Below are 15,241 nucleotides of genomic sequence, written 5' to 3' on the forward strand. Positions count from 1 at the left end.
AAATTAAACCAATGCCACTTCTTGCGGATTTAATGAATGAAAAAAACAGGACTCAGCGATGAGCTCAAAGAGGCTCTGCTTCAACAAATTAATGAACAAGAAAAAATTATTGAGGAGCAAAAAAATAAGATTAATCAGCTAGATACAGAAAACTTTCAGCTAAAAAATCTTATTGATAATCTCCCAGGCGATATTTATTGGAAAGACAGAGCAGGAATTTGGTCGGGTGTTAATAAAAGAGGGGCTCAAAGCCTGCAGCAAATTGGATTTATTCGTGACCGCTCTGATGTAATTGGCAAATCAGATTATCAATTATTTAGCAAAGAAACAGCCGACGAATACAGAAAGAATGATTTAGAGGTCATGAAATTAAAAACGGAAATGACACATGAAGAAATAAACCAATTACCTAATGGAGAAAAAATAATACAACTTTCTACAAAAAGACCTTTGTGGGATAAAGAAGGAAATATAGTCGGTGTTGTAGGAAATACCATTGATATTTCTTATTTAAAGAAAATTGAAGCAGAGTTAAACTCTGCGATTGCTAAAGCAGAAGCTGCAAGTCAAGCCAAAACAGAGTTTCTGGAGAACATGCGACACGACATACGTACCCCATTAACGGGTATAGTTGGTTTTGCGGATTTACTCAAAATGGAGTCAGATAATCCTCACATTAAAGAATATTCAGAAAATCTTGTAGCATCAAGCCATGCACTATTAAATCTGTTAGATGAAGTACTTGAAGCGATTCGAGTAGGCTCGGGAGAAATCCCCAAATTAAAGAAAAAATTCTGTTTTGAACAGACCTTAAATCAAGTGATTGAGCTGAATCGTGCACGAGCTTTAGAAAAAGGACTATCTTTAACCCTGCATATGGACAAATCTATACCTAAATTCGTTATAGGTGATAAAGTTCGTCTTCATAGAGTAATACTTGAGCTGGTTGCTAATGCGTTAAACTTCACTGATACCGGTTTTGTAACACTAAGCGCAGAACTTGCCAAAAAAGATGAAGGAAAACTTGTATTAAAGCTTGTCGTTGAAGACTCGGGGATTGGCATTCCCAAAGACAAACAGCAAGAAATTTACGTACAATTCAAGCGCCTTACCCCCTCTTATCAAGGTATTTACAAAGGTGCAGGCTTAGGTCTTTCGGTAGTCAAACAATTTATCGATGAGTTGGGAGGCGAGATTTATGTGGACAGTGAAGTACGACGTGGCACTACCTTTATTTGTCTCATCCCTTTACAAGAACCATTGCTTGATGATACTACAGGAATAGATGATGAAATGGATCAATCCGTTGACAGGCCGTTGGAAACAACATATGCCCAAGAAATTAAACCAAGCATTGAACCAAAACAAAGCAGCGCATTTCGTGTTTTGATCGTTGAGGATAATCAGATAGCACAAACAGTAGCGAAATCCATTCTCGCACAACTTCATTGTGATGCCGACATCGCAGACACAGGGAAAAAAGCTGTTGAACTATGGAAACATAACCAATATCAACTCATTTTAATGGATATTGGTTTGCCTGACATGGATGGTTATGAAGTGACTCATCAAATCAGACTTCAGGAATTGATCAAAAAGTCGCATTGTCCCATAATTGCTCTTACTGCTCATGCAGGGGATGAAAATAAGAAACGTTGCATTGATGCTGGAATGAATGCAGTTTTAACGAAACCGCTGACAGCAAAAAGCTGTACTGATATGCTTGAAGCGTTCATTCCAGAATATCATCAGTACCAATCCTTCAAAGCCTCCTCAGGACCTATAGAAGCCCCCTCAAAAGATGAATCTCTCTTTGACTTATCTTCTTATCCCTTACTTGATATAGAAGAAGGCATTAAAACAATGGGAACACCAGAAGTACTTGCTCAAATGCTCCAGTTTATGATTGATGAATCGCTACCTTCAGACATCCAATTAATGAAACAAGCACACGACCAAACTGACTGGGATAAAACCCAGCAACTAGCTCATAAGATAAAAGGCGGAGCTATTTACGTAGGCACTACCAAAATCAAAATGGCTTGTCAGTATTTAGAGAAATATTGGAAATCGGGACAATCTGAGTTACTCGAGCCTCTATATCAACAAATAATCACAGTTATTGATGACAGTGTTCAAGAAATTAATCGTTGGTTAAAATGCCATTAGGTGGACATTGGTTCTGTTTTCCCGGTTGCAAGCAAGCCGGGCTACGCTGAGCGCTGTTCCTCATTCATATTATTTAGGAAAGAAATCAGCGCTAATTTTAAATTTTCTTTTTAATTCAGATATATGATTTTTTCCCAAGTTTCGTTCACCATTAAGGAATTTAGAAACATTTGCTTGACCAACAAATATAGGGGCTAAATCTTTTTGATGAATATGACCAGTGGGTCGAGGATGATAACTGGCATGAACTCGAAGCCGCCTGGATGGCAGTAGGTAAGGCGCAGCGAGATGTCCCAGCTCATGTGGCTCACGAGTATTGTAGGCCGGACCGGTCATTTAACCCTTTACCTTCATTTAATGAAGAAACCCTGCCCAGAGTTCTTACTATTGATAATTACGTGACAAATTTTAAATCTTGGTACCCGCTGCCGGCTTCAACTTCTGGTGTCGGTTTTGATTTTGCATTAATTCGGCGGTGGAGGGCGGGTACGCTTGCGGCGGCGCCGGCGGCCTTGGGCGCATTGCGCGCGGAGGATGATTTGGCGGCGGTCTGCTATCTTGATGAGGTGAGAACCGCAGATCTCACGCAGTCGCGTGAATTTCTAAACTCGGCGGCAAGATCACATGGAATGCAGATGTAAGCCTCTCACTAAGGATAATTTCGGCAATATTTTTTGCCGCTGTATCCCAACCCTGTTAACTTCTTTTAATTCAATGATTGTTGCTTTGATGCCGTATGATTCAAATAAGAGCTTACAATTCGATACGCGTCATACGTATGTAAATACTCCGATGAAGAGCATCATGTTTATAGGCCAATGAAATCAGTAGCAATTGCTAAAAATGAATTTCATTTTATTTCAGCATGCCGTATCATTCAGCAGGAAGCCAGTCCCTGTCCATATCGCACACAGACTGTTTTTTTGGAATAATATGGAGTTTTATTAATGAATAAATTTTTAGCCCCTCTTTGCGCATTGCTTTTTTCGTCTTACAGTTTTGCATTTAGCTTTTCAAACCATCAGCAAGTGCCCACCGCACCTGAACCCGGGCAAATTAACAAAGACTTTTCTGGTACGTGGACAGGACCATGTCACGGAGAAGAACAAGTAACGTTCATCATTAAACAAAATGACACCCAGATTGAATTCATCGAAAATGAAGACAGTAAGTATTTATTTACCATTAACAGCTTAGAGACTCACAGTTCAACCTCTTCAGACACTCACTCTACAAAAGTTACTGATGCAATGTTATTTGATAATCTTCTATATCTGAGGTCTTATGAATTTAAGAAATCAACGATTACATTCCTTTTTAGTCTTAACGTTGCATTCACCATCGAAGACGATACCCTTACAATGATTGATGCTTTTTTGGGACCCAAATGCGTGTTCAAAAAAGCCTAAGATTTTTGCATGCAAAGCAACATTAATGTCGTATTAAAAAGGATGCCATCCACAAAAATGTGGGTGGCACCTTAAATGGAAACCATCCGTCTAGTTTATAGTCATCAAGCAAACGGGGAATAAAAAGGTGCCTATGTAATAATAATTACCTACTTCTCCTCCAGAATTACTTTATTAGGACGCAAGGCAAATCAGACCACCGTGTCGTATAAATAGTTTTGATGGTACGCATTGATCCTTGTTTACGCTCAGGACGACGAATCTGATGCTAATATAGCGGGATATGTAACAGGATTGATTGGTAAAAATATAGAATTTACGATATTATTCATCCTTTCGTATTCTCATCTATAAATTACTGTATCCGATGCGCCCGAATCAGTCGTACACAAATTATCGAGCAGACGCACATCATCAACGTTTCAGACTCAATTTACTGGTCGCAATGCTCATTATTTTGTCTTTAATCCTGATTCTGAGGTTGGCTTATTTACAAATCTCTGAATTCAAACGCTATCAGACCTTGTCGTTAAAGAATCAAATGAGTGTTATTCCTATTGCCCCTCCCCGAGGAGTTATATTGGATAGGAATGGCGTTTTGCTGGCAGAGAACATACCTGTTTATGTTTTGGAAATCATTCCTGAACACGTTAAAGACATGAAACAAACCCTGGCCAAGCTGCAAGAGCTGCTTCCATCCATTACTGATGATGATATAGAAACCTTTAATCGGGCTAAATCGCAAAGTCGTTCTTTCTTGCCTATACCCATCAAATTAAAATTAAACCAGGACGATGTCGCTACTTTTGCCATCAATCAATACCACTTTCCAGGTGTGAGCATTAAGGCACAGCTTATGCGTCATTATCCTCTCGGCGAAATGACCGCTCATGTTCTTGGTTATGTTGGAAGAATTAACATTCAAGAATTAAAACAGGTAAATCCAACCAATTATCGTGCAACTAACTTTATTGGAAAGGCGGGAGTAGAAAAATATTATGAGGATATTCTCCATGGCAAAGTAGGCTACCAAATGGTAGAAACAGACGTGAGAGGACGTACATTACGGGTAATTAACAAGTTAAATCCTCACTCTGGTGCCAAGCTTTATTTAAGTATTGACACAAGGCTTCAGGAGGCTGCTTATAAGGCGCTCGAAGGCAAACGGGGTGCTGTCGTGGTGATTAACTCCCATAACGGTGAAGTACTGGCCATGGTGAGTTCGCCAAGCTTTGACCCTAATCTGTTTGTTAGTGGTGTTAGTTCCAAGGACTATAAAATTTTATCCAATGCCTTGCAAAGGCCTCTGTTTAACCGGGCTGTTCGCGGTGTTTATCCCCCTGCATCAACGATTAAACCCTTTGTAGGTTTAGCTGGACTGGATAAAGGCTTCGTTACAACAGCCACTGAAATTTATGATTCAGGTAAATTCAAATTGCCCACTGCCAGTCACATTTACAGAGACTGGAAAAAAACAGGCCATGGACCAATGAATTTTAAACGCGCCATAACCGTGTCATGCGACATTTATTTTTATCATCTAGGCCATAAAATGGGTATTGCCAACATTGAAGACATGCTGGTTAAATTTGGCCTCGGCCAATTAACTCATGTGGATCTGCATGAAGAAGCGAATGGTGTTGTGCCCAGCGCGCGTTGGAAACGACAAACCAAAGGCGCATCCTGGTATCCTGGAGATACAGTTATATCCTCTATAGGTCAGGGATTCATGTTGGCTACTCCTTTGCAAATGGCTAATGCCACAGCATCATTGAGCCAGAAAGGTCAGCGCTTCAGGCCTCATTTACTGACAAAGACGGTTAACAGTGATAATGGAGAAGTCGAAGAATATAAACCGGTAGAAGAATATCCCGTCACCCTCAGAGATGAAGCCAATTGGGATATCGTTGCCGATGCCATGCATAGTGTACTGACCAGCAATGAAGGGACTGGTTATCGATTTGGTCGCAACCCGCCCTATCCAGTCGCCGGAAAAACCGGTACTGCACAGGTTTATAGTGGCAGACAATATGAAAAAGCACGATACGAAGACATCCCTGAAGCGCTTCGTGATAATTCATTGTTTATAGGTTTTACTCCTGTAGAAAACCCTGATATAGCCATAACTGTAGTGGTAGAAAATGACGTTGTTGCATCCACCGTTGCTCGTAAGGTGTTGGATGCGTATTATCAATTTTATCCATTAAAAGCGAAATCATGAACAGACTGCATTCAAAACCCGTATATCGTTTTACAGCCAAATCGCTTCATGTCGATCCTCCATTGCTGGCCTTATTGCTGACTTTAGTTACTTTTGGCCTGTTAATTTTATACAGTGCGTCAAATGCCAATATGGGAATGATATTCCGTCAATCTATGAGGCTGGTTATCGCTACTCTTATCATGCTGGTTCTGGCCTTTATTCCACCTCATAAATATAAAATATGGACGCCATGGATTTATGGTGCTGGCTTAGGCTTGTTGATTGCTGTAATGCTCATGGGAAAAATCGGTAAAGGAGCGCAACGATGGCTCGAACTGGGTTTGTTTCGCTTTCAACCTTCTGAAATAATGAAACTGGCCGTTCCTATGATGGCAGCGTGGTTTTTTGACCGTCAAGCCAACCCAAGCAGTATGAGATCGATGTTTATCGCTTCGCTTATTATTTTTGTGCCAGCCCTGATAATTGCCAAACAGCCCGATCTTGGGACGGGAATAATGGTAGCTGCCGCAGGTTTATGTGTAGTTTTTTTGGCGGGAATCCGTTTTAAATTTATTCTTTTACTGGTATTACTCATAGGCTTGTCCATTCCAGTGGTATGGCATGTCATGCATGATTATCAAAAGCAACGTGTTTATACTCTTATTGATCCGGAGCAGGATCCTTTAGGTTCGGGTTATCACATCATCCAGTCAAAAATTGCCATTGGTTCAGGAGGATTAATGGGTAAAGGCTGGCTGGAGGGAAGTCAATCTCATTTAAATTTCTTACCGGAACATGCCACTGACTTTATTTTTGCTGTAACTGGAGAAGAGTTTGGCTTTGCTGGTGGTTTTACAATTATAGTATTGATTGTCTTAATTTCTTTAAGGAGTTTGAGTATCGCAAGTAATGCTCAAACTACCTTTACACGATTACTTGCAGCAAGTCTGGCAATGAGTTTCTTTCTTTCGGGTTTTGTTAACATAGGGATGGTGATGGGAATAATTCCCGTAGTGGGAATCCCCCTGCCTCTGGTAAGTTACGGCGGTACGGCTATGGTAACCTTCCTTGCCAGCTTTGGTGTGTTAATGTCTATTAGTTCGCACCGGATTTTGTTTAATAGTTTGCATTAGATTTATTTTAATGTAGCGATTGGCAGGCGGGATTACGAGCGAGATATTCCCGTATTACGGCTTCGCCTAATACGGGCTACGAAGCGGTTAATCAAGTAAAGCGGCTACTGGTGCATAACTTCTTCTGTGAATAGGACATGGTCCCAATTTGATTAATGCATCCCGGTGAGCCACAGTTGGATATCCTTTATGACCCGCAAAACCATAGCCAGGATACATCACATCCATTGCCTCCATTTCTTCATCACGAAGGACTTTGGCAAGTATTGATGCGGCACTGATGGCTGGAATCAAACTGTCGCCCTGAACAATCGCTTTACAAGGAATATCAATCTCGGGAATATGAATTCCATCCACCAAAACACTCTGTGGTTTTACAGGTAAGGCCAGAATAGCTCTACGCATTGCCAACAAGGTAGCATGATGGATATTGAGTGTATCAATTTCCTCTACCTCTGCTCGACCATAAGCATAGGCATAAGCCTGTTCCTTAATCTTTAAAGAAAGCATTTTACGCTTTTTTTCAGTCAGTTTTTTAGAGTCATCAAGCCCCTCTATAGGCTCTTTGAGAATGACTGCTGCCGTAACAACTGCTCCTGCAAGCGGGCCGCGCCCTACTTCATCAACACCTGCTACCCGAATAAAATCATCTATAGCCAACACCCTGCTCCTTGTTATTATAATTTTTACGCTATCTTACAAACTCGGATAATACCTATATAAAATTGATTTATCATCCAGAAAATGCGATCATGCGTGCAAATAATTATCAAATGATACCCTTCTATGAATAAAATCCGCTGCGCAGTGATTGGTATCGGCTATCTTGGTCGATTTCATGCACAAAAATATCAACTATTACCCAATGCAGATCTGGTTGCAGTATGTGACGTGAACCCGGATACTTGTGAGAAAGTGTCACAGGAACTGAATGTCGCAGCCTATTTTGATTACCATGACCTGGTGGGTAAAGTCGATGCCGTAAGTATTGCAGCAACAACAAACAAGCATTATGAAATTGCCAAATTCTGTTTGGAGCATGGTATCCATGTTTTGATAGAGAAGCCAATCACAGAGACAGTCCTTCAGGCAGAAGAGTTAATCATGCTTGCTAAAAAGCATAATGTTAAACTGCAGGTCGGACATCTCGAACGATTTAATTCTGCACGTCTGGCTTTAGACCAATATCTTGAAACCCCTTTGTTTATTGAATCCGAGCGACTTGCGCCTTTTAATCCACGCGGAACAGATGTTAACGTGATTCTCGATTTGATGATTCATGACATAGATATCATTCAGAATATGGTTAAAAGCCCTATTACTTCTATTGAAGCTCAAGGCACGCCAATCCTTACCAAAGCCATTGATATCGCTAATGCCCGCATCACCTTTGCAAACCACTGTGTTGCAAATGTTACAGCAAGTCGCATTAGTTTTAAAACGGAACGCAAAACCAGAATTTTCCAGAATAACTCTTATATTTCAATTGATTACCACAAAAAGCAGCTTGCTGTTTTCCAAAAAGGTGATGGTGAAATGTTCCCTGGAATTCCCGATATAAAAAGAGAACATCAGGAATTTGAAAACGGAGATGCCCTGCTAGAAGAAATTAAGGCATTTTTAAGCTGTATTGAACATAACGCCACGCCGCTTGTTACAGGTGAAGAAGGACGATATGCTCTTGAAACTGCGGAGCGAATCACTTCGTTAATTAACAGTAACCTGACTGAACTCCATGCAGAAAGAATATAAACATGTAGTCATAATTGCTGGTGAAGAGTCTGGTGATATACACGCAGCGTCCCTTATAAAGCAATTAAAGTCAGCCCATCCCGATATTAAAATAAGCGGGATTGGTGGTAAGCATATGGATGCAGCGGGAGCTGAACTCATCTCTGATCTTGCTCGTTACGGGGTCACAGGGCTAACTGAAGTAGTACGCTATTTGAAAATACTTCGTGATGCCTTTCTGGCGATAAAAAAGCATTTAAACGACAGCAAGCCCGACTTACTTATTCTGGTAGATTATCCAGGATTTAACTTAAGGCTTGCAAAATACGCCAAGCAGGAATTAGGCTTAAAAATAATTTACTACATCAGCCCGCAAATCTGGGCCTGGAAGGCAAACCGTATTCATTTGATAAAGAAATGTGTTGATAGAATGGCGGTCATCCTGCCTTTCGAGAAAAACATTTATGATAAAGCAGGAGTCCCTGTCAGTTTTGTTGGCCATCCTCTGGTAGAAAAAATGGCTTCAAGCCCTGATCTTGTGACCAGTAGAAAAGCTCTTGAATTGCCTTTGAATGCGACAATAATAGCCCTTCTTCCCGGAAGCCGTACGCATGAAATTGAACGTCATATGCCAGTACTTCATGATACAGTGAAACTTCTGTTGCAAAAAAAGCCTGAACTTAAGTTCATAATACCTATAGCAGGTACTATTAATCCGCAAAAAATTAAATCGTATTTTTCAGGCACCTCTTTGCCGGTAACTTTTATTTCTGGAAAATCAATAGAATGTATGGCGGCAGCTGATTTTGTTATTGTTGCTTCAGGAACTGCATCGCTGGAATGCGCTTTGTTGGAAAAGCCAATGTGCATTATTTATAAATCATCCTTTCTAACCTATCATGCTGCCATGAAATTGATAAAGGTAAAATTTTTGGGATTATGCAACTTGCTGGTTAATAAAATGATGGTTCCCGAATTTTTGCAATATGATTGTAACGCTATTGAATTATCAAGATATATTTTAAATTTCTATCAGGATTCAACCCAGCCGCGGAAAATGATCGACCAACTCTCCGCTCTGAAAGAGTCTTTGTCATCAAATAAATCTGACTGCTCCTTGTTTGATCTTGTAGAGAGTGAATTGCCCTAAATAAATGCATAGTTTTCGCTTGAAAATCTAGATAATCAATTAACCTTCATGTACAATTAATTTTGCTTTCATTTACAAATGTAGGCAATTGGACTGTACGATTTAATTAATAATAAGGAAGTTAAGATGAATGTCATTGATACACAAGCGACTACTCAATCCACAAAACAAGAACAAGGTTTGCAGGATTTAGTATATAGTTTGGTTACCCGCTTTCTTGCTGAAAATAAAACAAAATCAATTGATGATCTTTATGACATGATATTGTCAGAAGTTGAGCCACCATTGCTACAGGCTGTTATGGAAAAACGCCGTGGCAATCAATTACAAGCAGCTAAAATGCTAGGCATAAGCCGTGGCACAATCAGAAAGAAACTACAAAGATACTTCGGTACCAAATACTTCCGCTTAACTGACGAATAAGGGAAACCTTAAAATAAAAAAGGCTCGATTTCGAGCCTTTTTTATTGAATGCTAAATCATGCTCTGTGCCGCAACAAAAGTTCCGCTTCCTGACGGTCGCGGCTCGGTTTTCGTGTGTTCGTATATACTTCATCGTGCACCGGACACCGAGCCGCGACCGTCAGGAAGCGGAACAGTTATGCTGGCGGGCTCAGGGCAACAATTAAATCTCAATTCCCGGTTACGAGCAACCGGGCTACGTCTTGGTCGGTGGTATCAATCTAATCGTAGCCCGGCCTGCTTGCCGCCGGGATCTTCGATATGAGAACTACGACAAAACCAGCAGTTTATTGACTCGGTTAACGAAATCGGCTGGATTATCCAATTGGCCGCCTTCAGCCAAAACAGCCTGTTCGAAGAGCATAACCACCCATAACTCAAATTGGCTATCATCCTGAATGTCATGCAAACGCTTGATTAGAGCGTGTTCAGGGTTAATTTCAAATATGGGTTTGCTTACTGGAACCTGCTGACCTGCGGCCTGCAGAATTCGTTGCATTTCAAGCCCCATATCCTGCTCATCGGCGATAATACAGGCTGGTGAGTCCGTCAGACGATGGGTAACAAGCACATCTTTAACCCGTTCATCCAAAACTTTTTTAATGTGATTGATCAAAGGCTCTAAAGTCTTTTCCTGCTCTTTAATTTGCTCACTGGATTCATCATCCAAATCAATTTTACCTTTGGAAATAGATTGCAGCTTTTTATCCGCAAATTCATTCATGTAACCAACCAGCCACTCATCAATCTTGTCGCTGAGCAGTAATACTTCGATACCTTTCTTCCTGAATATTTCCAAATGGGGACTGTTTTTAGCCGCGTTATAACTGGAAGCAGTAATGTAATAAATCTTGTCTTGTCCTTCTTTCATACGACTTACGTATTCTTCCAAAGAAACATCCTGCTTTTCTGAACCACTGGCAGTCGTGGCGAAACGCAATAATTTGGCAATTGCTTCTTTGTTGGCAAAATCCTCAACTGGCCCTTCTTTCAACACCAAGCCAAATTCATCCCAGAATTTCTGATAATTTTCTTTATCATCCTTACTCATTTTTTCGAGCATGGATAAAACACGTTTGGTACATGCAGCACGAATACTGTCGACCTGTTTGTTATCCTGTAAGATTTCACGTGACACGTTAAGCGGCAAATCACTGGCATCCACAATACCCTTTACGAAACGCAGGTAGCGAGGTAAAAACTGAGTAGCGTCATCCATAATGAATACGCGTTTCACATACAGTTTCAAACCATGTTTGACTTCCTGTTGCCAAAGATCGTAGGGGGCGTGCGCAGGAATATAGAGTAAAGTTATGTATTCATGCTTGCCTTCTACATGATTATGAGACCAAATCAGTGGGTCACGATAATCATGAGAAATATGCTTGTAAAGCTGTTTGTAGTCTTCATCGGAAATATCAGATTTCTGCATAGTCCATAATGCTGTAGCTTTATTTACTGTTTCAAACTCATCGGATTCTTTGCCTTCTTCTGCCGTCTTTTTCATGACTATAGGCCAGCAAATATGATCCGAGTATTTACTGATAATGCTGCGAATACGCCACTCGCTTAAGAACTCGTCATCATCGGCTTTTAAGTGCAACGTAATTTCTGTGCCGCGTGATGCTTTCTTTTCATAGCCTATAGTAAATTCGCCATCACCATTAGATTCCCAGATTACGCCTTCTTCTGGTTTTAAGCCCGCACGACGGCTTTTTACGGTAACTCTATCAGCAACTATGAAGGCAGAATAAAAGCCGACTCCGAACTGACCAATCAGTTGTGAGTCTTTTGCGCTTTCACCCGTTAGCTGGCTCATGAATTCTTTGGTTCCTGACTTGGCAATGGTTCCTAAGTTTTCTACGACTTCATCCCAACTCATGCCAATTCCATTATCTTTAATAGTAATGGTTTTTAATTTTTCATTGGTTTCAATGGTAATTTTCAAATCAGAATCATTTTCAAAAAGAGAACCATTAGAAAGAGCCAGGAATCGCAATTTATCCAGGGCATCTGAGGCATTTGAAATGAGCTCGCGGAGAAAGATCTCCTTGTTGCTATACAGCGAATGGATCACCAAATGAAGCATTTGCTTCACTTCAGTTTGAAAACCCATAGTTTGTTGCTTACTAGCCATTGACTACTCTCCTATTTCGCATTTACTTGAATATTTAGACCATATTAGGGTGGATTAGGAAATTTCAAGGGGAGAAAATAAATTTAAGTTAGTGCAATCTGACACTGAATTAACCCCCACCCACGTCGTCCTGAGCGCGTCTTTTTGCGCGAAGGACCTCCAAATACTGGCACCATGCCGCTTTCAGGAGATCCTTCGCGCAAAAAGACGCGCTCAGGACGACGTGTATCGGGGAATGTAGAAGAGTCAGCTGCTTGCAACGAGCGTAGCTCGGTCAGCTTGCAGCCGGGATCGAGCCACTACAAATCCCGGTTTGACTATTCTACACATCTCTGAGAACACAATCTGGAGTTGACTCCGACATCCGAGGGTTCCATGGGTTCAGTGTGAAAACACCGTCCCTGCCAGTATAACGGTTCCGCTTCCTGACGGTCGCGGCTCGGTTTTCGTGCGTTCGTATTGACTTCATCGTGCACCGGAAACCGAGCCGCGACCGTGAGGGAGCGGAACTTTTGTTGAGGTACAGCGTCTGATTTAGTATTGATGTACGGCACAGCCAATTCATTCTAAATCGAAGCCGGCCATAGTTAAGGTGCCTCCGGAATGGATTATGAGAACATTTCCACCAAGACCCTCGTCTTCGATATAACGCCTTGACTCATGAAATAATTTTGCTGAGTAAATGGGATCGGCTAAAATCCCCTCTTCAAGTGCCATGCGCCTTATTTCCTGCTTTATTTCCTTATTAACAGAACCGAAGGATTTTGCTGTTTTTGGATAGAAGCTGTGGCTTTGCTCAGGAATTTCACCAATCCAGCTTATTAGTTTTTTTCTATAAGTTTCTTCATCGTCAGCCAATAATAAAACATGGATTTCTGCTTGATGCTTTAAATCGGTCATACCTTTAATCAGTGCCGCAGCACTGAAACCTGTTCCGGCATCAACGAAAATATGCTGGAAGTGTAGTCCTAAATGCCGCTCATTATCTTGTATGTCATGAGCAATACTCATAGCCCCAGTCATGGCTTCTGTCACACTTGCCCCCTCTGTCACCACATATCCGGGCTCATCGAGTGTTTTGAGGTGCTTATAGGCGATTTCTTCAACTTTCGGCCATTCATCTCGATCAATCCAGATGATTTCATCCTCATGAAGAAAAAGCGAGCTTAATCTGAAATTGCCTTGAATAACCTGGTTTCTCGGTTTAAGCAAGAATGCTGTAACCTTTAATTGAAACTCTCTTGCCATTTGCAAAGCTGCAAGCAAATTATTAGATTGCGGTCCGGCAATGATTAATAAATGTTTTACTCCATTTTGCATCAAATAAGGCATCAGACTGGAATACTTACGCAATTTGGAACCGCTGATGCCACATCCCAACTCATCATCCCTTTTTACGTAACACTGTACACCCTTATTTGGGAAATGATTCAGCTTATGGACGCGGCTTGATAAGTTCCACATAAGAAAGCCTATCCGCGGATGAAGTCCAGATGATGTTCTGTAGAAGATTCGCTATTGAAACGATAACCTGATTCAGAGAAGTCTTTAAGTTGTTCAGGCTTATCTATTCTATTTTGCATCATAAATCGAGCCATCATCCCCCTGGCTTTTTTCGCATAAATTCCAATCATTTTAATTTGCTGGTTCTTGCGCTCATAAAAATTAATCGTTAAAACAGGATAATTCAGTTTTTTCTCATCAACCGCTTTAAAATATTCTGTAGAAGCCAAATTGATTAAAACAGGTTTATCATGAGATGCCAATTCTTTATTTAAAGCCTTGGTTATCGTATCTCGCCAATAAGCATATAGAGTATCACCCCTGGGATTTGTCAAATGAACACCCATTTCCAACCGGTATGGCTGAATCATATCCAGCGGTTTGAGCATGCCATACAATCCCGACAAAATAGCTAAATGACTTTGTGAAAAAGCAACATCTTCGCTACTCCATTTAATTGCCTCTAAACCTTGATAGACGTCACCCTGAAATAAAAAAAGCGCAGGATACTCGGTGGGGGCATTACCTGGTTTCAAATGAAAATTCTGATATCTGTCGTAGTTGAGTACTGCAAGGTTATGGGATAAATCCATTAAACCGGCAATCTGTTCCACAGACTTTGTTTTCATAATTTTAACCAGTTCCTCGGTTTCTTTAAGGAACATAGGCTCTGTTGTGTCACAATCCAACGGTTTTGTGTTCGTTAACAGCTTTTTAGCAGGTGATAATAGAGTGAGCATAATTATTTGTTGCCTGTAGTACCAGCAGCATTGCCAGCATTATTATTAACGGGTGTACCCGCCTTGTTACTTCCCCCCATACCAACACGGGGTCGGTGCATAAAAATAGTGATAGGATCGCTGGTAAGAAGCACTTCGCCTGCGGCATTAATCACTTGCACGGCAATGGTATGTTGTCCTCTGTAAATTCCATTTAATTGGAAAAGCGTATTAGGCTGAGGCTCACCCATGGGAGCTCCATCAAAAACCATTTGCAACATATCTCCATCCACCAGAGCAGGCTCCAGTTCTACGGCAACTACTACATAGCCCTGATTATTGCGGATGGTCGCTTCATTCAGCGGTTGCATTATAGAAACTTTAGTGTATTTGGGATCACCAGGAACCGAAGTTTTTTTCGGTTCCTGAGGAGTTACAGGAGTTTGTGATACTGGTGGTGAAAAACTTTGTGCTTCAGGAACCTCGACTTTTTTAGCACCCGAATGCGGATTATCGCTGAAATGAACCACTCCCTGACTATCAGTCCATTTGAAAATCTGCGCCTGCGATGTACTGACTAACGCCATAAGTAAAGCCGCCAACACTCGTATTTTCATCACCTTTA

Annotated in this window: 13 protein-coding genes; 7 read left to right on the forward strand and 6 right to left on the reverse strand. The window is 41.0% G+C overall.

The genetic code is table 11. The features are described 5' to 3' along the window. The first annotated feature begins 36 nt into the window (after positions 1-36). Positions 37-2,169, forward strand: coding sequence for a response regulator (locus B094_RS0105795; RefSeq protein WP_018576859.1), 2,133 nt, complete (start codon positions 37-39; stop codon positions 2,167-2,169). A 69-nt stretch (positions 2,170-2,238) separates the two neighbouring features. Here the strand turns inward: B094_RS0105795 and B094_RS17485 are convergent, their stop codons facing one another. Then, positions 2,239-2,505, reverse strand: coding sequence for a hypothetical protein (locus tag B094_RS17485; RefSeq protein WP_018576860.1), 267 nt, complete (start codon positions 2,503-2,505; stop codon positions 2,239-2,241). A 611-nt stretch (positions 2,506-3,116) separates the two neighbouring features. On the opposite strand from B094_RS17485, the gene B094_RS0105815 reads away from it, so the two are divergent. The 3 genes from B094_RS0105815 to rodA all read left to right on the forward strand — a co-directional run bounded on the left by B094_RS0105815 (position 3,117) and on the right by rodA (position 6,914). After that, positions 3,117-3,578: a hypothetical protein gene (locus B094_RS0105815; RefSeq protein ID WP_018576863.1), complete on the forward strand. Its 462-nt coding sequence runs from the start codon at positions 3,117-3,119 to the stop codon at positions 3,576-3,578. 367 nt (positions 3,579-3,945) lie between these two features. Beyond that, the gene (mrdA, locus tag B094_RS0105820; RefSeq protein ID WP_026253903.1) at positions 3,946-5,799 is read left to right on the forward strand and encodes a penicillin-binding protein 2; all 1,854 of its coding nucleotides are present in this window, start codon (positions 3,946-3,948) and stop codon (positions 5,797-5,799) included. Then, a complete protein-coding gene (gene rodA / locus B094_RS0105825) occupies positions 5,796-6,914 on the forward strand; it encodes a rod shape-determining protein RodA (protein WP_018576865.1) in 1,119 nt (372 codons plus the stop codon). Before mrdA ends, rodA begins: the two co-directional genes overlap by 4 nt. Before the next feature lie 87 nt (positions 6,915-7,001). Here the strand turns inward: rodA and rnhB are convergent, their stop codons facing one another. Next, on the reverse strand, positions 7,002-7,556 hold the full coding sequence (gene rnhB, locus B094_RS0105830; protein WP_040524056.1) for a ribonuclease HII: 555 nt from the start codon (positions 7,554-7,556) through the stop codon (positions 7,002-7,004). Between the two features lie 144 nt (positions 7,557-7,700). Here rnhB and B094_RS0105835 point away from each other — a divergent pair, with 144 nt between their 5' ends. From B094_RS0105835 to B094_RS0105845, 3 genes are all read left to right on the forward strand, one after another. Then, positions 7,701-8,666, forward strand: coding sequence for a Gfo/Idh/MocA family protein (locus B094_RS0105835; protein WP_018576867.1), 966 nt, complete (start codon positions 7,701-7,703; stop codon positions 8,664-8,666). Continuing rightward, positions 8,650-9,795 (forward strand): lipid-A-disaccharide synthase, encoded by a 1,146-nt coding sequence (lpxB, locus tag B094_RS0105840; RefSeq protein WP_018576868.1) that lies wholly within the window; start codon positions 8,650-8,652, stop codon positions 9,793-9,795. The genes B094_RS0105835 and lpxB overlap by 17 nt, the downstream gene beginning before the upstream one ends. A gap of 126 nt (positions 9,796-9,921) precedes the next feature. Beyond that, the gene (locus B094_RS0105845; RefSeq protein ID WP_018576869.1) at positions 9,922-10,218 is read left to right on the forward strand and encodes a helix-turn-helix domain-containing protein; all 297 of its coding nucleotides are present in this window, start codon (positions 9,922-9,924) and stop codon (positions 10,216-10,218) included. Positions 10,219-10,525: 307 nt separating this feature from the next. Here B094_RS0105845 and htpG read toward each other — a convergent pair whose 3' ends face one another. The 4 genes from htpG to B094_RS0105865 all read right to left on the reverse strand — a co-directional run bounded on the left by htpG (position 10,526) and on the right by B094_RS0105865 (position 15,233). Then, positions 10,526-12,394, reverse strand: coding sequence for a molecular chaperone HtpG (gene htpG / locus B094_RS0105850; protein ID WP_018576870.1), 1,869 nt, complete (start codon positions 12,392-12,394; stop codon positions 10,526-10,528). A gap of 561 nt (positions 12,395-12,955) precedes the next feature. Further along, positions 12,956-13,858, reverse strand: a complete 903-nt coding sequence (locus B094_RS0105855; protein WP_018576871.1) for a pyridoxal-phosphate dependent enzyme — start codon at positions 13,856-13,858, stop codon at positions 12,956-12,958. 8 nt (positions 13,859-13,866) lie between these two features. Next, positions 13,867-14,637: a peroxide stress protein YaaA gene (yaaA, locus tag B094_RS0105860; protein WP_018576872.1), complete on the reverse strand. Its 771-nt coding sequence runs from the start codon at positions 14,635-14,637 to the stop codon at positions 13,867-13,869. A gap of 2 nt (positions 14,638-14,639) precedes the next feature. Further along, entirely contained in the window at positions 14,640-15,233 is a 594-nt protein-coding gene (locus B094_RS0105865) for a DUF4124 domain-containing protein (protein ID WP_018576873.1), read from the reverse strand. Positions 15,234-15,241 lie beyond the last annotated feature (8 nt).

The sequence above is a fragment of the Legionella shakespearei DSM 23087 genome, assembly GCF_000373765.1.
Taxonomy (GTDB): domain Bacteria; phylum Pseudomonadota; class Gammaproteobacteria; order Legionellales; family Legionellaceae; genus Legionella; species Legionella shakespearei.